A 21,114-nucleotide genomic window follows, 5' to 3' on the forward strand; every position below is an offset into this window, starting at 1 on the left:
CCCATCTCGAACTCGGCCGTTAAACACGCCAGCGCCTATGGTACTGTGTCTCAAGACACGGGAGAGTCGGTCGCCGCCAGACCTGCCCATCGCAAGCACCATTCCCTCGACACGACACCGATCCGGCCCCGGACGACAGCGCCACCGCCCATCGCGGCAGGCGCCCCGGACACGCCGAGACACTCTTGGCGCGGGGTGGAGCAGCCCGGTAGCTCGTCAGGCTCATAACCTGAAGGTCACAGGTTCAAATCCTGTCCCCGCAACCAAACACACAAACCCGCCGCGCCCAAAAGCGCGGCGGGTTTTTTCGTTCGGCCGCCCCCTCTGCGCCGAGGGATCTGAGCTGCCCCGACTTCAGGTCGGCCGCCGCGACGTCCAGAATCCACAGGACCTCTCGCGCCGCATTGCGCCCATCACCCGAGAGGGCTCGCTGGAGTTGCTTTCGCCCGCTCGCGATAGCGGCTGGAAATGCATCCTGAGCGCACAATCGACGGGTAACCGCGGGCTTAAAAGCTCTATAGCCCGCGCCGCCGCATCCCTCCGGCTGTAGAAGACGGCCATATCCGACTCGGAAGGACAAAGTGGCAATATCGATTGCGCACAAGCGACGCCCTGGCAGGCATTACTCCTTGAGGTTGAGCGATCAAAATCACTCTTCTTGCGTTGTTTGGACCCTTATACCCCGATCCTGAATTTAAGACTTGACCCATCTTCGGAATGCGATTGTATCAGGCGCCCGAATCGCGACGCAGTGCTTGCGTTCTGGCGAGCTTCGTCATCACGAGAAGGCAACGCACGAGACATGGCTCAGTCGACCGACGGTTCCCTCCGCTTCGTCACTCTCGCCTCTGAGATCGTCTCGGCCTATGTGAGCCACAATCACGTGCAGAGCGCGGATCTGCCCAGCCTCCTCAACGAGGTGCATGCGGCGATCCGAGGGATCTGCGATGCCGGCGCCCCCACCCCGGCCACCAAGGCGACCCCGCAGGAAATCCGGCGCTCGATCACCTCGGATTTCCTGATCTCCTTCGAGGATGGGAAGCCCTACAAGACGCTGCGCCGCCATCTCACCCTGCGCGGCCTGACTCCGGAGGCCTACCGCGCCAAGTGGGGCCTCGCCCCCGACTACCCGATGACCGCGCAGAGCTATTCCGAGCAACGCTCGCAGCTCGCCCGCTCCCTGGGACTGGGGCAGCCGCGCACGGCGGCGCCGCCCCCCGAGCCTGAGCCCGCGCCGCAACCCATCGGGAAGCGGCGGACCCGTAGCAAGGAGGCCGTCTGACGACGCACCGCTTGCCGTGAAGGTGTCGTCGCCCTGCCGCAATCGGCCTCGATAGCGTAGGGCCACAAGGTGCGCCTGCCTTCTCTCGGCCTGGACGGCGCGCCCGCCCCGACGCCGGAGACCTGCATGCTGACCCGCCTCACCCTGCCCGCCCTCGTCGCAGCCCTGCTGGCCGCCAGCCCGGCCGCGGCGCAGATGGCGCGTACGGAGACCCGGGAGCCTGCGAAAGACGGCACGGCGAAGGTCGTGCCCCTCAGCAAGGCCGACGTGCAGCTCTCCTTCGCCCCCGTGGTGAAGCGGGCCGCGCCCTCGGTGGTGAACGTCTACGCGTCCCACGTGGACAAGCGCTCCAGCGCGCGCACCAGCGCCATGGAGGAGTTCATGCGCCGCTTCTTCGGCGAGCCGGAGGGCGGCCGCGGACCCCGGGGCGACCGGGCGCAGCGGTCCCTGGGCTCGGGGGTGCTGGTCGATGCCGACGGGCTCGTGATCACCAACAACCACGTCATCGACAACATGAACGAGGTTCGGATCGCCCTGGCGGACCGGCGCGAGTTCGAGGCCACGATCGTGATGCGCGACACCCGCACCGATCTCGCGGTGCTCAAGATCAAGGAACCGCCGAAGGGCCTCGTGCCGATGCCGTTCGGCGACGCCGACGCCCTCGAGGTCGGCGACTTCGTGATGGCGATCGGCAACCCGTTCGGCGTCGGCCAGACGGTGACGCAGGGCATCGTCTCGGCGCTGGCGCGCACGCAGGTCGGCTCGGCGGACTACCAGTATTTCATTCAGACCGACGCGGCGATCAACCCGGGCAATTCGGGCGGGGCGCTGGTCGATCTGCGCGGCCAGCTCGTGGGCATCAACACCGCGATCTACTCGCAGTCGGGCGGAAGCCACGGCATCGGCTTCGCGATTCCCGTGGGCATGGTCAAGGCCGTGGTCGATGCCGCCCGCGACGGCGCGGGCATCGTGCGCCGGCCCTGGCTCGGCGCGCGCATCCAGAGCGTGACCCCCGACATCGCCGACAGCATGGGCCTCGACCACCCGACCGGCGTGCTGGTGGCGAGCCTGCAGGCCAAGAGCCCCGCCGAGGAGGCGGGCCTGAAGCGCGGCGACCTGATCCTCACCGTCGACGGCCAGGAAGTCGCCGACCCGGAGGCCTTCGGCTACCGCTTCGCCCTCAAGGGCATCCAGGGCAACGCCCGGTTCGGGATCCTGCGCGGCACGACCCGCCAGACGGTGGCGGTCAAGCTCGCTCCGGCGCCGGAGACGCGGCCGCGGGACATGCTCAAGGTGAAGACCCGCTCGCCGTTCCTGGGCGCGACGCTCGTGAACACCTCGCCCGCGGTGGCCGAGGAGATGCAGGTCGATTTCCCCGCCGACGGTGTGGCCGTGCAGGCCGTGGACGAGAACTCCATCGCCGCCCGGGTGGGGCTGCAGAAGGGGGACGTGATCGTAGCGGTCAACGGCGTGCCGATGGCGACCACCAAGGATCTCGACCGGGTCACCCGCAACAGCCTCAATTCCTGGGAAGTGGCGATCAACCGCAACGGCGAGGTCCTGACCTCGGTGTTCGGCGGCTGATCCCGGGCGAGCCCGGCACCGGCTCGCGACCGTGGGCAAGCGTGGGCAAGGTCGGGCGCGCCGCTTGCGCCGCCGGCCGCGCCCGGTGTTGATGCGCAGATGTCCGACCTGTTCGCTTCCGCGGAGCCGCCCTCCGCGCCGGATTCCGGCCGCGCCTCCGGCACCGAGGCGGGCCGCCCCCTCGCAGACCGCCTGCGGCCGCAGAGCCTTGCCGAGGTCGTCGGCCAGGAGCACCTGACCGGGGAGGGCGGGGCGCTCACGCGCCTGCTGCGCGGGCGCAGCCTCGGCTCGCTGATCTTCTGGGGACCGCCCGGCACCGGCAAGACCACCGTGGCGCGGCTGCTGGCGCAGGGCACGGACCTGCATTTCGAGCAGATCTCGGCGATCTTCTCGGGCGTGCCCGACCTGCGCAAGGTGTTTGAGGCCGCGCGCAAGCGCCGGGCGACCGGACAGGCGACCCTGCTGTTCGTCGACGAGATCCACCGCTTCAACCGGGCGCAGCTCGACGCCTTCCTGCCGGTCATGGAGGACGGCACCGTCACGCTGGTGGGGGCGACGACGGAGAACCCCTCGTTCGAGCTGAACGCCGCGCTCCTGTCCCGAGCCCGGGTGCTGCTGTTCCGGGCCCTCGATCCGGGCGCCATCGCGCGGCTGCTGGTGCGGGCCGAGGCGCTGACGGGCCGAGCCCTGCCGCTCACCGAGGAGGCGCGCGGCGTGCTGGTCCGCATGGCCGACGGCGACGGGCGGGCGGCCCTGACCCTGGCGGAGGAGGTGTGGCGCTCGGCGCAACCGGGGGAGACTCTCGACGCGGAGGCCCTGCAGGCCATCGTGCAGCGGCGGGCGCCGATCTACGACAAGGCGCAGGAGGGCCACTACAACCTGATCTCGGCCCTGCATAAGACCGTACGCGGCTCGGATCCGGACGCGGCGCTCTATTATCTCTGCCGGATGCTCGATGCCGGGGAGGACCGGCTGTTCATCGCCCGCCGGCTGGTGCGCATGGCGGTGGAGGATATCGGGCTCGCCGACCCGCAGGCCCTGGTGGTGGCCAACGCCGCCAAGGACGCCTTCGACTTCCTCGGCAGTCCGGAGGGGGAGCTGGCGCTCGCCCAGGCGGCGATCTACCTCGCCTGCGCGCCGAAATCGAACGCGGTCTACACCGCCTATAAGGCCGCGACCCGGCTCGCCAAGGAGGCGGGCTCCCTGCCGCCGCCGCGGACCATCCTCAACGCGCCGACCAAGCTGATGAAGCGGATCGGCTACGGCGAGGGCTACCGCTACGACCACGACGAGCCCGATGCCTTCTCGGGACAGGATTACTGGCCCGACGCGCTGGGGCGCCAGCACCTCTACGAGCCCACCGAGCGCGGCTACGAGACCCGCCTCGCCGAGCGCCTCGACCGGTGGGAGGCTCTGCGCAAGCAACGGCGCGGGGAGGCGTAGAGGCGTCCGACGTCATCGCGAGCGCAGCGAAGACAGCGTCACAGGTCGAGGGGCGCGTTGTCGATCACCTCCTTCATCACGAAGAAGGTCCGGGTCTGGCGCACCCCCGGCAGGCCGATCAGCGTGGCGCTGTGGAGGCGGTTGAAGTCGGCCATGTCGGAGACCCGGATCTTCAGCATGTAGTCGAAGTCGCCGGCCACGAGATGGCAGTCGAGGAGCACGGGAATCGCCCGCACGGCAGCCTCGAATTCGGAAAAGCTCTCGGGGGTCGAGCGGTCGAGCACGACGCCGACGAAGACCAGGGTACCGCGTCCGACCCGCATCGGATCGATCAGCGCCCGGACCGCCCGCACGAACCCGTCCGCGAACAGGCGCTGGATCCGGCGGTGGCAGGTGGCCGCGCTGGTGCCGACCCGCTCGGCGATCTCGGCATTGGCCATCCGACCGTCCGCCTGGAGCAGGCGCAGGATCTTCTGGTCGATCCGGTCGAGCCCTTCGGACATGGACGATTCTTTCATGTTCGACTGGAAAACCGGACTTTCCTGCGTGATTTTGGCTTGGCAACGCAAGAGACCGGCCTTCGACGCCCAAAGATCGAGAGCACCTTTCATTGCAAATCGGGTAGTTTTCCCTGCGCCTCGAAGACGGAGCCGGGACCTCACGGCCCGGTCGTTCTCGGGGCCTCGCCTCGATGCATCCGGGCCGGACGGAGACCGCTCCTGCCCCCGGGCGCGTCCCGAGATCTGGAGAGACCCGATGCTGGCACAGTTCGAGCGCTATCCCCTGACCTTCGGCCCGACGCCGATCGAGCCGCTCAAGCGCCTGACGGCTCATCTCGGCGGCGAGGTTGAGATCTTCGCCAAGCGCGAGGATTGCAATTCCGGCCTCGCCTATGGCGGCAACAAGCTGCGCAAGCTCGAATACATCGTCCCGGACGCGATCAAGAGCGGCGCCGACACGCTGGTGTCGATCGGCGGCGTGCAGTCGAACCACACCCGCATGGTCGCGGCGGTCGCCGCCAAGATCGGCATGAAGTGCCGGCTGATCCAGGAGGCCTGGGTGCCCCACGAGGACGCCGTCTACGACCGGGTCGGCAACATCCTCCTGTCGCGGATCATGGGCGCGCAGACGCAGCTCGTGGATGACGGATTCGACATCGGCATCCGCGACAGCTGGAAGCGGGCGCTCGCCGAGGTCGAGGCCGAAGGCGGCAAGCCCTACGCGATCCCGGCCGGCGCCTCGGTGCACAAATACGGCGGGCTCGGCTATGTCGGCTTCGCCGAGGAGGTGCGCAAGCAGGAGGCCGAGATGGGCCTGCGCTTCGACTACGTGGTGGTCTGCACGGTCACGGGCTCGACCCATGCCGGCATGCTGGTGGGCTTCTCCGCCGACGGGCGCGCCCGCAACGTCATCGGCATCGACGCCTCCTGCACCCCGGCCCAGACCAAGGCCCAGGTCCTCGACATCGCGCAGAACACCGCCGCCCTGGTCGGCGCGGGCGACATCGTCGCCGACGACGTGGTGCTCAACGAGGACTACGCCTACCCGGTCTACGGCGTGCCCTCGCAGGAGACCGTGGAAGCGATCCGGCTCTCGGCCCGGCTCGAGGGGATGATCACCGACCCGGTCTACGAGGGGAAGTCGATGCAGGGCATGATCGACCTCGTGAAGAAGGGCTTCTTCCCGAAGGGCTCGAAGGTGCTCTACGCCCATCTCGGCGGCGCCCCGGCCCTGAACGGCTATAGCTACACGTTCCGCAACGGCTGAGCCGGGGCGAACGCGCCTCCCATCCATCGCCTCATCCTGAGGTGACCGCGCAGCGGGCCTCGAAGGAGGGCTCCAGGGATCGCAGCGTCCTCTGGAAGGCTCCTTCGAGGCCTCCGCTGCGCTCCGGCGCCTCGGGATGAGGGGGAGGGTGGAGGCCGCGACTCTGGCCTGCGGTCCCCTATATGGCGGCGCGGGACCCGCACCGGAGAGGGCAGGGATGATCGCACCGGCACGCGCGCTGCTCCTGGCCGCCCTGCTCGCCCTGGGCGGCCCCGCCGCGCGGGCCGCCTCGGGGCCGGCCGTGGAGGCCGAGAACGGGATGGTGGTCTCGTCGCAGCGCCTCGCCTCGCAGGTGGGCGCCGACATCCTCCGGGCCGGCGGCAACGCCGTGGATGCCGCGGTGGCGGTGGCCTATGCCGAGGCGGTGGTGAACCCCTGCTGCGGCAATCTCGGCGGCGGCGGCTTCCTGGTGCTGCACGCCGCCGACGGGCGCAGCCGCTTCGTCAATTTCCGCGAGACCGCCCCGGCCGCCGCGACCCGGGATATGTACCTCGACGCGACCGGCACCGTGGTGAAGGGCGCGAGCCTGCGCGGCTGGAAGGCGGCCGGCGTGCCCGGGACCGTGCTCGGCCTCAACACCGCGCTGGCCGAATACGGCACCCTGCCGCTGGCCCGGGTGATGGCGCCGGCGATCGCGCTCGCCCGGGACGGGTTCGTGCTGACCCGGGGCGACACCGACATCCTCGAATCCGGCACCACGCTGTTCGCAGCCCAGGCCAACGTCGCCCGGATCTTCCTGCGCCCGGACGGCAGCCCCTGGCGCCCCGGGGACCGGCTGGTCCAGGCCGACCTGGCCCGGACCCTCCAGGCCATCGCCGATCACGGCTCGGACGCGTTCTACAAGGGTGCGATCCCCGAGGCCGTCGAGGCGGCCTCACGGGCGGGCGGCGGCCTGCTGACGGCGGCCGACTTCGCCGCCTACACGGTAACGCAATCCGAGCCGCTGACCTGCCGCTACCGGGGCGCCACCGTCCTGTCGGCTCCGCCGCCCTCGTCGGGCGGCACCACGCTCTGCGAGATCCTCGGCATCCTCGACGGCTACGACCTGCGGGCGGCGGGGTTCAACTCCGCGCGAAGCGTGCACCTGATGGTCGAGGCCATGCGGCGCGCCTATGCCGACCGCAACCTGCTGCTCGGCGATCCGGCCTTCGTGGCGAACCCGGTCGACCGGCTCCTGTCGCCGGCCTATGCGGAGACGCTCCGGGCCTCGATCCGCCCGGACCGGGCGACCCCGTCCGCCGAGATCCGCCCGGATCCCGGCCTGGAGACGCGGGAGCGGGCCGAGACCACCCACATCTCGGTGATGGACAAGGCCGGCAACGCGGCCGCGCTGACCTACACGATCAACGGCTATTTCGGCGCCGGGGTGATCGCCGCCGATACGGGGTTCTTCCTCAACGACGAGATGGACGACTTCACCGTCAAGACCGGGGTGCCGAACCTGTTCGGCCTCGTGCAGGGGACGAAGAACGCGATCGAGCCCGGCAAGCGCCCGCTCTCCTCCATGGCGCCCACGATCGTGCTGCGGGACGGCAAGGTCGCGCTGGTGGCGGGCTCGCCGGGGGGCTCGCGGATCATCACGATCACCGCGCAGACGCTGATCAACATGCTGGATTTCGGCATGGCGCCGCAGGAGGCCGTGGACGCCCCGCGCATCCACCACCAGTGGCTGCCCGACACGGTCTACGCCGAGCCCTTCGCGCTCTCGGCGGACACGCAAGCGATCCTGCGGAGCATGGGCCACACGCTCGTCGAGCAGAAGCCCTGGGGGGCGCAGGAGCTGATCGCGGTACGCGCCGCGGCGCCCGCGCTCCCCGAGGCGACGTCCTCGGGCAACGACGCTTCGCGCACGCAGGGGATGCGGCCGGGACTGCTCTACGGCGCCAACGACAACCGGAGGCCCGCCGGCGCGGCGGTTGGAGAATAGGGCGCGGTCGGCTGTATCGGAACAACCCCGTCGTGGCGGAACCGCGCGGCGGAACCCGCTCACCAGCACCCTCGACGGTGCAGGCACGGATCTGCCGGCCGATCCGATGCGGGGCGCGCCTGCGGTGCGCCGGAAAAAGGGGGAGGGCCCGGGCTCGTGCGCCCGCGGACTCTGCCGCTCAGCCCTCTCCGGCCTCCCGTGCCACCGCCCGGAACCCGATGTCGCGCCGGCAGAAACCCTCCGGCCAGTCGATCCGGGCCACCGCCGCGTAGGCGCGACCTTGAGCGTCCGTGACGCTGTCGCCCAAGGCCGTGACCGCCAGGACCCGGCCGCCATCGGCCAGGAGCTGCCCGCCCTCGGCCCGGGTGCCGGCCTGAAAGACGTGAACCCCGTCGCCCTCGGCCCCATCGACGCCGCGGATCACCGATCCCCGGACCACGGCACCCGGATAGCCCGCCGCCGCCATCACCACGGTGAGGGCGGCCCGCTGGGCGTCGAATTCCAGGCTTACGCCGGAGAGGTCGCCCTCGCAGGCCGAGAGCAGGGCCGGCACGAGGTCGGAGGCGAGGCGTGGCATCAGCACCTGCGCCTCGGGGTCGCCGAAGCGGGTGTTGTACTCGATCAGCTTGGGGCCGTCGGCGGTGAGCATCAGGCCGGCATAGAGGATGCCGGTGAACGGGCAGCCCCGCGCCCGCATGCCGGCGAGCGTCGGCGCGATGATCTCGGCCATCACCCGGGCCTCGATCTCCGGAGTGACCACCCGGGCGGGGGAATAGGCGCCCATGCCGCCGGTGTTGGGACCGCGGTCGCCGTCGAAGACCCGCTTGTGGTCCTGGGCGGTGCCGAGGGAGATGGCCCGCGTGCCGTCGCACAGGGCGAAGAAGCTCGCCTCCTCGCCGAACAGGCACTCCTCGACCACCACCTCGGCGCCGGGCTCGGCGAACAGGGCGGTCAGCGCGTCCTCGGCCTGGTCGAGGGTCTCGGCCACGGTGACGCCCTTGCCGGCGGCGAGGCCATCCGCCTTCACGACGATCGGGGCCCCCTGCTGCCGGACATAAGCCAGCGCCGGCTCCAGTTCGGTAAAGCGCGCGAAGGCGGCGGTGGGGATGCCGCAGGCAGCGCACAGGTCCTTGGTGAACCCCTTCGAGCCCTCGAGCCGGGCGGCGTCGCGGGTCGGCCCGAAGGCACGGATCCCGGCAGCCTTCAGGTCGTCCACCAGCCCGGCGACCAGGGGAGCTTCCGGCCCGACCACCACGAGGCCGATCGATTCCGCCGTGCAGAAGGCCGCCACCGCCGCGTGGTCCGTGACGGCCAAGTCCGGCCGGTTCGTCCCATGGCGGGCCGTGCCGGGATTGCCGGGCGCCGTGAACAGGCGCGTGCAGAGGGGGCTCTGGGCCAGCCGCCACGCCAGGGCGTGTTCACGGCCGCCGGAGCCGATCAGGAGAATGTTCATGCGCACGCCACCATGGACCGAGCTTGTGGGCGAAGCCTGCCGGTGGGCAAAGGTTTTTTTCGGGCTGTCCCCGCTCTGCGCGGATATCCCGGCCGCTTAGCAGCCGATGCAGACGCCCGTGTTGACGCCACCGCGCCGCCCACCCCCGTGGCGACCGAGATGACGGCCTCCATGGACTCCCCCCCGGATGCCCCCTCGGATGCCGCGATAGGGCAGGACGGGTCCGAAGGACTCGAATTGGACGTTGCGCTGGATCGTCTGGTTCAGCGTATTGAAGTCCGAGACCCGCTGCTGGTTGAGCGCCCGGATCTGACCCTGCAGGGCGAACGAGGCGTTGGCGGCGTTCGGGTCGTTCTGCTGCACCTGGGCCTGGGCGGCGCCGGCCGGGAGGGCGAGCGCCAGGGCGAGGAGCGCGCGGGATGCGGGGCGCATGGGTCCCTCCGTGCAACGTATCGCGATGTATCGCGTGGTCTTTCGAACTCGACGCGCCAGAATCGGTCCGGGTTCCGGGCCGCGTCAACCCGGCACGACCGGGGATTTCGTCTCCGGAAGGGTCTCGACCAGCTTGGCATCCAGCCCGGTATGCGCCTGGACCAGGGGATGCGGGGTCAGAGCCAGCCACTGGGTCAGGGAGATATCGGCATAGCGCGGGCTCTTGAAGATCTCCAAGAAGGTCAGTGTCGTGTCGCCGGTATTCTCGATGTAATGGCCCATGGCGAAGGGCACGTAGCCCACATCGCCGGCCTGGTAGTCGAAGGTTCGGGCCTTCGATTCCGAGCCGAACACGGTCATCCGGCCCTTGCCCGAGAGGTAGTACTGCCATTCGTCGCCATTCGGGTGCCAGTGCAGCTCGCGCAGGCCCCCGGGCTCGACCTCGACCAGCGCTGCGGCGATCGTCACGGAGGCCGGGAACACCGTGGAATCGGTGATGCGCACGCTGCCGCCCCGGGTGCGGATCGGCTCCTGCGCCAGCATCCGGTGGCTGAACGACTTCGGCACCGGGCCCGAGCCGCCCATCCGGTCGGCCGTGAGCGGGCCGGGCTTCGGCCCGGGGAAGATGTAGAGCTCCTTCTCGGGGATCCGGGCGAAGGCGCTCTCGGGCAGGCCGAAATTCTTCGCGAGCACGTCCTTGGGCGTGTGCGCCAGCCAGTCGGTCAGCAGGAAGGTGGAATCCTCCGAGAAGCCGCCGTCGTCGAACACGAGCAGGAACTCGCAGCCGTCGATCCCGTCGGCGGCGAGCCCCTGGATCGAGTGCGGGATGCCGCCCGGGAAGTACCAGAGATCGCCCGCGCCGACATCGTCCGCGAAGGTGCGGCCGTCTTGGTCGACCGCGGTGATCCGGGCCTTGCCCTTGATCATGTAGGCCCACTCGGCCTCCTTGTGCCAGTGCATCTCGCGGACCGCGCCGGCCTTGAGCCGCATGTTGACCCCCGCCATGGCCTTCGAGACCGGCAGCTCGCGGATCGTGGTCTGGCGCGCCCAGCCTCCCTCCTCCAGTCGCATGTGGCTGTCGCTGAACGACCATTTCAGGTTCGGCATCGTGCCGTGGTCTGTGCCGGGCGGCGCCAGGGTGAACGGCTCCTCGGCGGCCCGGGGCTTATTCTGCGGCCCCAGGATATCGGCGCCCTTGCCCCGGCGCTCGGGGAGGGGCGCGGCCGGCCCGGCGGATTGCGCCGCAGCGGAGGACGCCACCATCGCGCCGCCGACGGCGATGACGGCACGCCTGGAAATCTCGGACATCGCACTCGGTCCCTGCTCTGTCGCAGGGTAACCGGACGCCGGCCGGGAGGATCCGCAACGGGGCACCATCGTGCAGTGCGGCATCTCGCCCGGAGCCTGCGCGCGATCTATATCTTGAATGCACGATCAGACGCGTCCCGATTGGGGGACGAGCGCCCGAGCGGTGCACGGGGCGCGACCCGAGGGCGAGGATGGCGGATCGGGACAGTTCAGCCGCGGGCGAGGCCGGCCGCGCCGCGTCCCACGGCCGCCTGTGGATCGCCCTGCTCGCGCTGGCGGGCGCGGGTCTCCTCGGCTACCGCCACTGGCCGGAACAGTCCCGGGCGGCGAGCTCGGAACCGGCTGCCGCGGCAAAGCCACCGGCTGTGCGGGTCGCCCGGGCCGCCCGGGCCTCCGACACCTTCAGCCTGACCCAGACGGGCACCACCCAAGCCTTCGATACCGCCGGCCTCTATCCACGGGCGACCGGCTACATCGTCGAGCGCAAGGTCGATATCGGCACGCACGTGAAGAAGGGTGACCTGCTGTTCCGAATCAGCGCGCCCGACCTCGACCAGCAGCTGGTCCAGGCGCAGTCGCAGGCGCTTCAGCTCCAGGCGGCGCTGATTCAGGCACGGGCGATGGTCGACCAGGCCGAGGCCAACCGTCACCTCGCCGACGTGACCAACCGGCGGACCGCGACGCTCGCCGGCACCGGGGTCGAGACCCGGCAGAACGCCGACACCTCCCAGGCCGGGGTGCTGGCGCAGACCGCCAATGTCGACGCCGCCAAGGCGGCCGTGAAGGTGGCCGAGGCCAACATCGCCGCGCAGGAGGCGCAGGTCGCCCGGCTCAAGGTCCTGACCGGCTTCGAGGAGATCCGCGCGCCCTTCGACGGGGTGGTGACCACCCGCAACAACGATGTCGGCGACGCGGTGACGGCGGACACGAACACGGGCGCGCCGCTCCTGACCCTGGCGCGGGACGACGTGCTGCGCATGGCGGTGAACGTGCCGCTCTACGCCGCCGACGACGTCCGCGACGGACTCGACGCCAGGGTCGAGGTGGCGCAGATCCCCGGCAGGGTCTTCCCCGGCAAGGTCTCGCGCTCGTCGACGACCCTGCTCTCCACCGCGCGGACGCTGGCGACCCAGGTCGACCTCCCCAATCCGGACGGCACGTTGCGAGCCGGGCTCTACATCACCGTCACTTTGGAGATCCCCCGGTCCTCGCCCGCCGTGACGGTGCCGAACGAGGCCCTGATCTTCGACCAGCACGGGACCCGCGTGGCGATGATCGAGCCGGCCGGGGACGGGACCGGCGTGGTGCGGATGCGCCCGGTCACGATCTTCCGCCAGACGCGCACGCTGCTGGAGTTGCGCGACGGCCTGAACGGCGGCGAGCGCGTCGTCGTGGGGCCGCCGGCCTCATTGCGCGACGGTGACAGGGTCGTCCTGCGTCCGGAGGACAAGGCGGGGGCGTGAACGGCGGCACGCGGTCCAGGGCGATCCGGCCGCCGTAGCCTGCCGCTGCTGCCTGCCGGGCGTCAGGCCCCCCCCTGCAGGCGGGCCTGTCCAGCCTTGGGACATGTCCAGCCTTGGGACAGCCACAACCGGCATAAGCCGTCGGACAGACGGTGCTCCGCCGCGGGGTCGCCCCCCGGCGCCGTCATGTCCGGCTGGCTCAAGGATCAGGTTGATCACCGTGGCACTCGGAACCCTCGCACTATCGATCGCGCTGCTTGGCCTGGCCCTGGCATTCTTCGGGGCGAAGCTGGCCTTCGCGGGGGGATCGTCGTTCTACCTCGCCCTGGGGGTCGGTTTGCTGGCCTCCGGCATCCAGCTGGCCCGGCGCCGCCAGAGCGGCCTCTGGATCTATGCCCTGATTCTGGCGGCGTCCTTCATCTGGACGATCGTCGAGGTCGGGCTCGACAAATGGCAATGGATCCCGCGCGGCGCCCTGATCTTCGCCCTCGGCCTGGTCCTCTGCCTGCCCGTCGTGGTGCATCGCCTGCGGGACGCGCCCGAACGGGCCTGGGCGCCGAGCCTCGGAAACGGCCCGCTCGCCCTCCGGGCCGTCGTCCTGCTCATCGCGGCCGCGAGCACCGCTTCCTGGTTCGTCGATCCGGTCGAGACGCGCGGCATCCTGCCGAAGGTCGCGGAGGCGAGGGCCGCCGTCGATCCGAGCGGCATCCCCTATCCGGCCGACGACTGGGTCGCCTATGGCGGCACCAATCTCGGTCAGCGCTACTCGGCCCTCGAGGACATCACCGTGGGCAATGTCCAGGGCCTCACGGTGGCCTGGGAGCACCATACGGGCGACCTGCGCGGCGACGGCCGGACGGATTCGAAGGAATTCACCTTCGAGGCCACGCCGATCAAGGTGAACGGGCTGCTCTATCTCTGCACGCCTCACAACATCGTGCAGGCCCTGGAACCCGAGACCGGCCGGCTGGTCTGGGCCTTCGACCCGCAGATGGCGCGGGACGGCCAGTACCAGCACCAGACCTGTCGCGGCGTGTCCTACAACGACTCGACCGGCTACGCGCCGCCGGCGGAGGCGGATCCGGCGACGGCCGGCGCCGTCGCGGCGGCGGTCGCCGAATGCCCGCGCCGGATCATCGCCGCCTCGGTCGATGCGCGGCTCTACGCGCTGAATGCCGATACCGGACTCCCGTGCCGGACCTTCGGGGCGGACGGTTTCGTCGATCTGACGGCGCAGATGCCGAACCTCCGGCGTGCCGCCTATCAGCAGACCTCGGCGCCGCTGGTGACCCGGAACCTCGTCGTCCTCGGGAGCGCGATCGCCGACAATTACTACGCGGAGAATCCGTCGGGCGTGATCCGCGCCTTCGACGTGCGCACCGGCGCGATCGTCTGGAAGTTCGACGCCGGCAAGCCCGACGCGACCGAACCGCTGCAGCCCGGTGCGCTCTACGAGCCCAACTCGGCGGTGGCCTGGACGCAGTTTTCGGCCGACGAGGCTCTGGGGCTCGTCTACGTGCCGTTCGGCAACCGGGCGCCCGATCAGGTCGGCGTGTCCCGGTCGAAGGCGGACGAGGCCCTCGTCGACGCCCTGGCGGCTCTCGACCTGGAGACCGGCAGGCTGCGCTGGGCCTTCCGGACCACGTATCACGACCTGTGGGACCGCGATAATCCGTCCCAGCCGGTCCTCCTGACCCTGCCGCAGGGCGACGGGACGGTGCCGGCGATCCTGATCCCCACCAAGGTCGGCAATGTCTGGGTCCTCGACCGCCGCACCGGCGCTCCGATCCGGCCGGTCTCCGAGGTCTCGGTCTCGACCCGGACCGACATCCCGGGAGAGGCGCCGTCTCCGGTCCAGCCGGTCTCGTCGCTCCGCTTCACGCCGGCTCCGCTGAGGGAGGCCGACATGTGGGGCGTCACGCCCTTCGACCAGATCCAGTGCCGGCTCACCTTCCGGTCGAACCGCTACGACGGCAACCCGTTCACGCCGCCGCAGGCGTCAGGCGGCGCGATCATCTGGCCCGGCAATATCGGGGTGTTCAACTGGGGCTCGGTGGCCGTCGATCCGGTGCATCACTGGATGATCGCGACGCCGCAATACCTGCCCTACCTCTACCGCCTGCTCCCGCGCCCGGCGAACGAGCCCGACCGGCGCCTCATCACCACCGATCCGGATTCCGCCCCGGGCAACGAGAATCTCGGCGGCCCCTACGCGGTGTCCATCGCGCACATGCGCTCGGCCCTCGGCGTCCCGTGCAACGCGCCGCCCTGGGGCGTGCGGGTCGGCGTGAACCTCGCGGACGGCACAACCGCCTGGAGGCACCGCAACGGCACCGTCGCCGGGCAGAAGATCGGCGGGGTCGCGGTCCCGATCCCGTTCGCCATGGGTATGCTGGCTCATGGCGGCACCCTGGCCACGGCCGGCGGCGTCGCGTTCACGGCCGCCACGCTCGACGACCGTATCCGCGGCTACGACATGCAGACCGGGGCGGTCCTGTGGTCCATGACGCTGCCGGCCGGCGGTCAGGCCACGCCGATGACCTATCGCGGCAAGGACGGCCGGCAATACGTGGTGATCGCGGCGGGCGGGCACGGCTCGCTCGGCACCACGCCGGGCGATTCGGTCATCGCCTTCCGGCTCCCGTGAGCCGGCGCCCGCGGCGCGAGCCCGGGGATCGCCGGCCTCGCGCCGGAACGGATGGCGCCGGAGGGCCCGGCTCTCCGACCGGGCAGGGGGCGTTCTAGCCCGCGAGCCGCGCCCGCGCGTCGATGCGGGCGAGGCGGGCCAGCAGGTACTCGACCTCGGCCTTCGCCTGCGCGGTGAGCGCCTGCGACGGCTTGCGCTGGGCGTCGGATGAAAAAATTCCCCGGCGCATGAACACGTATTTCCGCACCGCGAGCCCCAGCGGGCCCTGCTGCTGCTCGTAGCGCAGATAGGGGAGGTGGGCGTCGAACAGGTCGTGGGCGGCGTCGCGCTCGCCGGCCCGGCCGAGGCGGACCACGTCGACCAGCATCTCCGGGAAGGCGTAGCCGGTATTGGCCCCGTCGGCGCCGCGCTCGGTCTCGAAATCGAGGAACAGGCCGCCATTCCCCACGAGGATGGAGATGTGGCGCATGGAGCCGTCGCGCTCGAAGCCGCGCAGCGCCGAGATCTTCTCCAGGCCGGGCCAGTCCTCGTGCTTGAGCATCACGCAGGAGGGGTTCTCCGACACGATCCGGCGGATCACCCCCGGGGTCATCTGGACCGAGAAGGTGAGGGGGTAATCCTGCAGCACGAAGGGCACGTCCGGCCCGATCGCCTCGGCGGCGGTGCGGTAATAGCCGACCACCTGATCGTCGGTGCGCAGCGTGTTGGGCGGCGCGATCATCACGCCGGCGGCGCCCAGCTCCATCACCTCCCGGGCGAGGGCCCGCATGGCCGCGAAGCCCGGCGCCGTGACGCCGACGATGACCGGCAGCCGGGTGCGCCCGAGGACGCGCTTGGCCACCGCGAGGCCCTCCGCGTGGTCGAGCTTGCCGGCCTCACCGAGCTGGCCGAGAATCGTCAGGCCGTCGACGGCCGCAGCCCCGAAGAAATCGGTCATCCGGTCGAGGGAGACCTCGTCGATCCGGCCATCCGGATGGAACGGCGTCGGGGCGATCGGCACGACGCCGCGAATGTCGCTGGTGAGAGGCATACCGGTCTCCGTGCTGCTGCGGCGACCGCCGGCCGCCGGTGGGTATGCCCATACTCAAAAATCCCGGGCGCTGCGACGCACCCGGGACGGGATCGGCCTTCGGTCAGGCCGTTCGGTCAGCCCAGCAGCTTGTCCAGGGTGATCGGCATCTCGCGCACCCGAACGCCGGTGGCGTGCCAGACCGCGTTGGCGATGGCCCCCACCGTGCCGGTGATGCCGATCTCGCCGACGCCCTTCACGCCGAGCGCGTTCACCACCGCATCGTCCTCGTGGACCAGGATCGCCTCCATGGCGGGCACGTCGGCGTTCACCGGCACGTGGTACTCGGCGAGATTGTCGTTGAGGAAGCGGCCGGTCCGCGGATCCATCTCGGCCCGCTCGTGCAGGGCGAAGGACAGGCCCCAGATCATCCCGCCGTAATACTGGCTCTGGACGAGGCGCGGGTTGATCACCCGGCCCGCCGCGAAGGCGCCGGTGAGGCGGCTCACCCGGATCTGGCCGAGATCGGGATCGACCTTCACCTCGGCGAAGACCGCGCCGTGGGCGTGCATGGCGTAGGACGCCTGCGCGGCCGGATCGGCCCCGGCCTTGCCCTGGCCCTCGATGCTGGCGCGGCCGGCCCGCTTGAGGATGTCCGTGACGGATTCGCTCCGGCCCGGATCGTCGCGCCGGGTGAGCCGCCCGTCCGCCGCGGTGACGCCGGCATTGCCGGCGCCGTAGAGCGGGGAGGCGGAGTCGTTGGTGGCCAGCTCCGCGAGCTGCCGGATCACGTCGGCGGCGGCCGCGTGGATCGCGCCGCCGGCGGTGGCGGTGTGGCCGGAGCCCCCCGCGATCCCGGCATTCGGCAGGTCAGAGGAGCCCATCCTGAAGGTGAGGGCGTCCATCCCGATCCCGAGCCCGTCGGCGGCGATCTGGGCGAGTGCCGTCCAGGATCCCTGGCCCATGTCGATCGCCCCGAGCTCCACCGTGCCGGTGCCGTCGGCGCGGATCTCGGCCCGGGCCATCCCCTCGAAGATCAGCGCCGGGAAGGTGGCGGTGCCCATGCCGGTGCCGACCAGGAACCCGTCCCTGTCGCGGGTCTGGCGGGGCTGGAGCGGCCGCCCGGCCCAGCCGAAGGCCTCGGCGCCCCGCCGGTAGCAGTCCCGCAGGGCCTTCGAGGAGAACGGCTTGCCGGTGATCGGCTCGACCTCGGCGTAGTTGGCGAGCCGGAACTCCAGCGGGTCCATGCCGAGCGCGAAGGCCATCTCGTCCAGCGCGCTCTCCAGGGCGACGCTGCCGGTGGCCTCGCCGGGGGCGCGCATGAACAGCGGCGTGCCGGTGTCGAGGCGCACCGCCTCGTGCCGGATGGCGATGGCGGGGCTCGCGTAGAGGGTGCTGGTCGCCCGGCCCGCCGGCTCGAAGAAATCGTCGAAGCTCGACGAGGCGGTGCGGATGTGGTGGTCCAGCGCCGTGAGCTTGCCGGCGGCGTCGGCGCCGAGCCGGATCGTCTGCCGGGTCGGGCCGCGATGGCCCATGGGACCGTACATCTGGGTCCGGGTCGGCACGAGCTTCACCGGCCGGCCCACGAGCTTGGCCGCCATGCAGGCGAGCACCTGCGGCCCGGCCGGCACGCCCTTCGAGCCGAAACCGCCGCCGAGATAGGGGCTGTCGATATGGATGTCCTCGGGGCGGATGCCGAACAGGCCGGCGAGCCGGGCCTGCGACATGGCGAGCGCCTGGGTCGGCATCAGGAGCGTCAGCCGGTCCCCGTCCCAGCTGGCCACCGCCGCGTGGGGCTCCATGGCATTGTGGTACTGGGCCGGCGTCTCGTAGGTGGCGGCGATCGTCTTCGACGCGGCCGCGAGCCCGGCCTCGACGTCGCCGTCGGTCTCCACCGGCGGCGCGCCGACGCCGACCGAATCCGGCGTGAAGGCCTCGCCGGAATCGAGCCCGATCCGCGGGGTCTCGGCCGCGTAGGTCGGGGCGAGCAGCCGGGCCCCTTCGGTGGCCGCCTCCAGGGTCTCGGCGATCACCACGGCGATGGGCTGGTTGGCGTAGCGGACCCGGTCGTTCTGCAGGAGGTCGAGGCGGAAGGTGAACGGCCCGTCCTTGGCATCCGGATCCTTGGCGAGCGCCGGGGCGTGCCCCGGCCGCATCACCGCCACGACGCCGGGATGGGCCTCGGCGGCGGCCACGTCGAGGCCGGTGACGCGACCGCGGGCGATCCGGGCGACGCAGAGCGCCGCGTGGAGGGTCCCGGGGGGCAGGTTATCGGCGGAGAAGCGGGCCTGGCCCGTCACCTTGAGGGGGCCGTCGCGCCGGGTCAGCGGCTGGCCGATGCTGGAGCCGTGCCGGATCGCGCCTGCGGGGCGGTTCGAGGCGGGCGTGGAGGTCGCGGTCATGCGGGTCTCCTCAGACGATGCCGAACGGGGAGGCGGGGAGCGCCGGGATCCGGGCGGGCGTCCCGGCGGCGGCCTGGGTCAGCGCGCGGATCGCCACCCGGCGGGCGAGCTCGATCTTGAAGGCGTTGGCCTCGCCGGTGGGCTTGGCGCCGGCCAGCGCCGCGGCGGCGGCCTTCGCGAAGGCCTCGGGGGAGGGTGCCTGTCCGGCGAGCACCGCCTCGGCCTCCGCCACCCGCCAGGGTTTCAGCGCCAGCCCGCCCAGGGCGAGCCGGGCCTGCCCGATCCGGCCGCCGGCCTCCAGGGTGAGGGCGGCCGCCGCCGAGACCACCGCGAAGGCGTAGGATGTGCGGTCGCGGACCTTGAGATAGCGGGCATGGCCCCGGAAGGACGCCGCCTCGGGGGGCAGGCGCAGGCCGGTGATCAACTCGCCCGGCTGCAGCTCCGTCTCCCGCTCCGGATGGTCGCCGGGGAGGTGGTGGAACGCGGTGAGCGGTACCTCCCGGGCGCCGTCCGGCCCGGCGATCTCCACCACCGCGTCGAGGGCGGCGAGCGGCACGCAGAAATCGGACGGGTGGGTGGCGATGCAGTGATCGCTCCAGCCCTGGACCGCGTGGATGCGGGTGGCGTGCCCCAGGGCCGCGCAGCCGGAGCCGGGCGCGCGCTTGTTGCAGGGCGAGACCGCGTCGGTGAAGAAGGGGCAGCGGGTGCGCTGCATCAGGTTGCCGCCGACCGTGGCGGCGTTGCGCAATTGCGCCGAGGCGCCGGCCAGCAGGGCCTCGGCCACCATCGGGTAGGTTTTTTCGAACATCGCGTCGTGGGCGAGGTCGCTGTTGCGCACCAGCGTGCCGATTCGGGTGGCGCCGTCCGGCAGCCGCTCGATCGACGACAGGCCGGGGAGCCGGGTGATGTCGACGACCCGCTCCGGGGTGGCGACGCCGCCCTTCATCAGGTCGACGAGGTTGGTGCCGGCGGCGAGGAAGGCGGTACCCGGAACCTGCCCGGCCGCCACGGCCTCCGGCACGCTCGCCGGGCGGATGTAGTCGAAGGTCCTCACGCCGCGTCCTCCCGGTGCTCCGCTTGGCCGGCCGCATCCTTTACGGCCTCCAGGATGCCCGCGTAGGCGCCGCAGCGGCAGAGATTGCCGCTCATGCCCTCGCGGATGCGCTCCGGATCGGTACCGGCGTGACCCTCGCGGATCAGGCCGACCGCGCTCATGATCTGGCCGGGGGTGCAGAAGCCGCACTGGAAGCCGTCATGGGCGATGAAGGCCGCCTGGACGGGGTGCAGCCGGTCGCCCTCGGTGAGCCCCTCGATGGTCAGCACCTCGGCCCCGTCGAGGCTCGCGGCGAGGGTCAGGCAGCTGTTGATGCGCCGCCCGTCCACCAGCACCGTGCAGGCGCCGCACTGGCCGCGGTCGCAGCCCTTCTTGGCGCCCGTCAGGCCGAGGCGCTCGCGCAGGAGATCGAGGAGGGTGACGCGCGGATCGTCGAGGGCGATCTCGCGCGGCTGCCCGTTCAGGGTGAGCCTGAGGGGAATGGTCATGCGGCGGTCCCGGCTTCGAAGGCTGGAACCGTTACAGATAGCTGCCGCCCCGCTCTCGGCGAGACCTTAAGCAGAAAGCGATGTGCGCAAGATCACGGCACGCACAGGTTGGGCGCTTATGCAGACTTGACCTTAACCTCCGAGACGGATTTCAGCACCGTCTTGCCCTTGGCGGTCTTGATCTCCAAGGCCGGCTCCGCCTTCGAGGCCTCGCGCTTGACCGTGTTGCCCTTGATGGTCTTCTTGACATCCTGGGTGTGGACCTTGGTCACCTCGCCCGAGACGGTGCCCTGGCCCCACTTGTAGGTGACATCGTCCCCGGTCTTCACCTTCGCCTTGGCGGTCATGTGCGTCTCCATCGTGGATGCGGGGAAAGGCGCCCCGGGGCAGGAGCGTTCCCGGGTTTCCACGGCCGGAATGCCGCAGGCGGATCGACCCGTTCCCGGCTCACCGGCCGACCTCCCGGCGCAGGGCCGCGACCATCGTCTCGACCGCCGCCTGCGCGGTCTCGCCGAGGTCGATGTCGGTCTCGCCGGCGGTGACGAGGCCGCGCCCCTCCAACTCCTTGACCCCCTCCGGATCGGCCTCGTGGCCGGCGCCGTCCCGGCGGATCACCGCGGTGACCTTTTCGCCGCTGACGAGGCGGTGATAGGCCGCGAAGGCGAAGATCGAGAGGGCCTTGTCGGAGAGTCCGTTCACGTCGTCGGCCATGCCTGGCGCCTCCTGCGCTCCGCGCGTCGTATCCGATGGGCGAACGCCGGACGGGGCCGGGGGCTCCGGACCCCGGCCGGGGTG

17 protein-coding genes, 1 tRNA gene and 1 rRNA gene are annotated in these 21,114 nt (G+C 71.1%); 9 read left to right on the forward strand and 10 right to left on the reverse strand.

The features are described from left to right. From rrf to ABIC70_RS03940, 5 genes are all read left to right on the forward strand, one after another. Positions 1 to 82, forward strand: a 5S ribosomal RNA gene (gene rrf, locus ABIC70_RS28395); the annotation flags it as partial. Positions 83 to 189: 107 nt separating this feature from the next. Next, positions 190 to 266 (forward strand) — tRNA-Met (locus ABIC70_RS03925). A gap of 536 nt (positions 267 to 802) precedes the next feature. After that, positions 803 to 1,282: a Ros/MucR family transcriptional regulator gene (locus tag ABIC70_RS03930; protein WP_354438938.1), complete on the forward strand. Its 480-nt coding sequence runs from the start codon at positions 803 to 805 to the stop codon at positions 1,280 to 1,282. A 126-nt stretch (positions 1,283 to 1,408) separates the two neighbouring features. Continuing rightward, on the forward strand, positions 1,409 to 2,866 hold the full coding sequence (locus tag ABIC70_RS03935; protein ID WP_043347519.1) for a Do family serine endopeptidase: 1,458 nt from the start codon (positions 1,409 to 1,411) through the stop codon (positions 2,864 to 2,866). Between the two features lie 99 nt (positions 2,867 to 2,965). After that, positions 2,966 to 4,309, forward strand: coding sequence for a replication-associated recombination protein A (locus ABIC70_RS03940; protein ID WP_043385987.1), 1,344 nt, complete (start codon positions 2,966 to 2,968; stop codon positions 4,307 to 4,309). Positions 4,310 to 4,347: 38 nt separating this feature from the next. On the opposite strand, the gene ABIC70_RS03945 is transcribed toward ABIC70_RS03940, so the two are convergent. Next, complete coding sequence (locus tag ABIC70_RS03945; protein ID WP_043385985.1) at positions 4,348 to 4,812, reverse strand: Lrp/AsnC family transcriptional regulator; 465 nt, start codon at positions 4,810 to 4,812, stop codon at positions 4,348 to 4,350. A gap of 253 nt (positions 4,813 to 5,065) precedes the next feature. Between ABIC70_RS03945 and ABIC70_RS03950 the strand changes: the two genes are divergently transcribed. Beyond that, positions 5,066 to 6,076 carry a 1-aminocyclopropane-1-carboxylate deaminase gene (locus tag ABIC70_RS03950; RefSeq protein ID WP_043385983.1) on the forward strand — a complete coding sequence of 337 codons (1,011 nt, stop codon included), beginning with the start codon at positions 5,066 to 5,068 and terminating at the stop codon, positions 6,074 to 6,076. Positions 6,077 to 6,293: 217 nt separating this feature from the next. Continuing rightward, the gene (gene ggt / locus ABIC70_RS03955; RefSeq protein WP_075380021.1) at positions 6,294 to 8,063 is read left to right on the forward strand and encodes a gamma-glutamyltransferase; all 1,770 of its coding nucleotides are present in this window, start codon (positions 6,294 to 6,296) and stop codon (positions 8,061 to 8,063) included. A gap of 178 nt (positions 8,064 to 8,241) precedes the next feature. On the opposite strand, the gene purD is transcribed toward ggt, so the two are convergent. The 3 genes from purD to ABIC70_RS03970 form a co-directional block, all read right to left on the reverse strand. Next, positions 8,242 to 9,516: a phosphoribosylamine--glycine ligase gene (gene purD / locus ABIC70_RS03960; protein ID WP_043385979.1), complete on the reverse strand. Its 1,275-nt coding sequence runs from the start codon at positions 9,514 to 9,516 to the stop codon at positions 8,242 to 8,244. Positions 9,517 to 9,612: 96 nt separating this feature from the next. Continuing rightward, positions 9,613 to 9,948 carry a hypothetical protein gene (locus ABIC70_RS03965; RefSeq protein ID WP_354438939.1) on the reverse strand — a complete coding sequence of 112 codons (336 nt, stop codon included), beginning with the start codon at positions 9,946 to 9,948 and terminating at the stop codon, positions 9,613 to 9,615. Positions 9,949 to 10,032: 84 nt separating this feature from the next. After that, complete coding sequence (locus ABIC70_RS03970; RefSeq protein WP_075380023.1) at positions 10,033 to 11,256, reverse strand: oxalate decarboxylase family bicupin; 1,224 nt, start codon at positions 11,254 to 11,256, stop codon at positions 10,033 to 10,035. A gap of 191 nt (positions 11,257 to 11,447) precedes the next feature. Here ABIC70_RS03970 and ABIC70_RS03975 point away from each other — a divergent pair, with 191 nt between their 5' ends. Both ABIC70_RS03975 and ABIC70_RS03980 read left to right on the forward strand, forming a co-directional pair. Then, entirely contained in the window at positions 11,448 to 12,719 is a 1,272-nt protein-coding gene (locus tag ABIC70_RS03975) for an efflux RND transporter periplasmic adaptor subunit (RefSeq protein WP_043756683.1), read from the forward strand. A gap of 220 nt (positions 12,720 to 12,939) precedes the next feature. Continuing rightward, entirely contained in the window at positions 12,940 to 15,366 is a 2,427-nt protein-coding gene (locus ABIC70_RS03980; protein WP_043385998.1) for a membrane-bound PQQ-dependent dehydrogenase, glucose/quinate/shikimate family, read from the forward strand. 94 nt (positions 15,367 to 15,460) lie between these two features. Here the strand turns inward: ABIC70_RS03980 and ABIC70_RS03985 are convergent, their stop codons facing one another. The 6 genes from ABIC70_RS03985 to ABIC70_RS04010 all read right to left on the reverse strand — a co-directional run bounded on the left by ABIC70_RS03985 (position 15,461) and on the right by ABIC70_RS04010 (position 21,030). Then, the gene (locus ABIC70_RS03985) at positions 15,461 to 16,396 is read right to left on the reverse strand and encodes a dihydrodipicolinate synthase family protein (RefSeq protein WP_043385968.1); all 936 of its coding nucleotides are present in this window, start codon (positions 16,394 to 16,396) and stop codon (positions 15,461 to 15,463) included. Positions 16,397 to 16,512: 116 nt separating this feature from the next. After that, positions 16,513 to 18,777, reverse strand: a complete 2,265-nt coding sequence (locus ABIC70_RS03990; RefSeq protein ID WP_051976183.1) for a xanthine dehydrogenase family protein molybdopterin-binding subunit — start codon at positions 18,775 to 18,777, stop codon at positions 16,513 to 16,515. A gap of 10 nt (positions 18,778 to 18,787) precedes the next feature. Further along, a complete protein-coding gene (locus ABIC70_RS03995) occupies positions 18,788 to 19,831 on the reverse strand; it encodes an FAD binding domain-containing protein (RefSeq protein WP_354438941.1) in 1,044 nt (347 codons plus the stop codon). Next, the gene (locus tag ABIC70_RS04000; RefSeq protein ID WP_354438942.1) at positions 19,828 to 20,319 is read right to left on the reverse strand and encodes a (2Fe-2S)-binding protein; all 492 of its coding nucleotides are present in this window, start codon (positions 20,317 to 20,319) and stop codon (positions 19,828 to 19,830) included. Before ABIC70_RS04000 ends, ABIC70_RS03995 begins: the two co-directional genes overlap by 4 nt. A 116-nt stretch (positions 20,320 to 20,435) precedes the next feature. Beyond that, the gene (locus tag ABIC70_RS04005) at positions 20,436 to 20,666 is read right to left on the reverse strand and encodes a hypervirulence associated TUDOR domain-containing protein (protein WP_043385962.1); all 231 of its coding nucleotides are present in this window, start codon (positions 20,664 to 20,666) and stop codon (positions 20,436 to 20,438) included. 100 nt (positions 20,667 to 20,766) lie between these two features. Beyond that, complete coding sequence (locus ABIC70_RS04010) at positions 20,767 to 21,030, reverse strand: hypothetical protein (protein WP_043385959.1); 264 nt, start codon at positions 21,028 to 21,030, stop codon at positions 20,767 to 20,769. Positions 21,031 to 21,114: the final 84 nt, after the last annotated feature.

Origin of the sequence: Methylobacterium sp. 1973 (assembly GCF_040545035.1) — a bacterium.
GTDB classification, from domain to species: domain Bacteria; phylum Pseudomonadota; class Alphaproteobacteria; order Rhizobiales; family Beijerinckiaceae; genus Methylobacterium; species Methylobacterium fujisawaense.

Coding starts and splice junctions, on each gene's coding strand:
- ABIC70_RS03930 (WP_354438938.1), top strand. CDS start 803: ATGGCTCAGTCGACCGACGGTTCCCTCCGCTTCGTCACTCTCGCCTCT.
- ABIC70_RS03935 (WP_043347519.1), top strand. CDS start 1,409: ATGCTGACCCGCCTCACCCTGCCCGCCCTCGTCGCAGCCCTGCTGGCC.
- ABIC70_RS03940 (WP_043385987.1), top strand. CDS start 2,966: ATGTCCGACCTGTTCGCTTCCGCGGAGCCGCCCTCCGCGCCGGATTCC.
- ABIC70_RS03945 (WP_043385985.1), bottom strand. CDS start 4,812: ATGTCCGAAGGGCTCGACCGGATCGACCAGAAGATCCTGCGCCTGCTC.
- ABIC70_RS03950 (WP_043385983.1), top strand. CDS start 5,066: ATGCTGGCACAGTTCGAGCGCTATCCCCTGACCTTCGGCCCGACGCCG.
- ggt (WP_075380021.1), top strand. CDS start 6,294: ATGATCGCACCGGCACGCGCGCTGCTCCTGGCCGCCCTGCTCGCCCTG.
- purD (WP_043385979.1), bottom strand. CDS start 9,516: ATGAACATTCTCCTGATCGGCTCCGGCGGCCGTGAACACGCCCTGGCG.
- ABIC70_RS03965 (WP_354438939.1), bottom strand. CDS start 9,948: ATGCGCCCCGCATCCCGCGCGCTCCTCGCCCTGGCGCTCGCCCTCCCG.
- ABIC70_RS03970 (WP_075380023.1), bottom strand. CDS start 11,256: ATGTCCGAGATTTCCAGGCGTGCCGTCATCGCCGTCGGCGGCGCGATG.
- ABIC70_RS03975 (WP_043756683.1), top strand. CDS start 11,448: ATGGCGGATCGGGACAGTTCAGCCGCGGGCGAGGCCGGCCGCGCCGCG.
- ABIC70_RS03985 (WP_043385968.1), bottom strand. CDS start 16,396: ATGCCTCTCACCAGCGACATTCGCGGCGTCGTGCCGATCGCCCCGACG.
- ABIC70_RS03990 (WP_051976183.1), bottom strand. CDS start 18,777: ATGACCGCGACCTCCACGCCCGCCTCGAACCGCCCCGCAGGCGCGATC.
- ABIC70_RS04000 (WP_354438942.1), bottom strand. CDS start 20,319: ATGACCATTCCCCTCAGGCTCACCCTGAACGGGCAGCCGCGCGAGATC.
- ABIC70_RS04005 (WP_043385962.1), bottom strand. CDS start 20,666: ATGACCGCCAAGGCGAAGGTGAAGACCGGGGACGATGTCACCTACAAG.
- ABIC70_RS04010 (WP_043385959.1), bottom strand. CDS start 21,030: ATGGCCGACGACGTGAACGGACTCTCCGACAAGGCCCTCTCGATCTTC.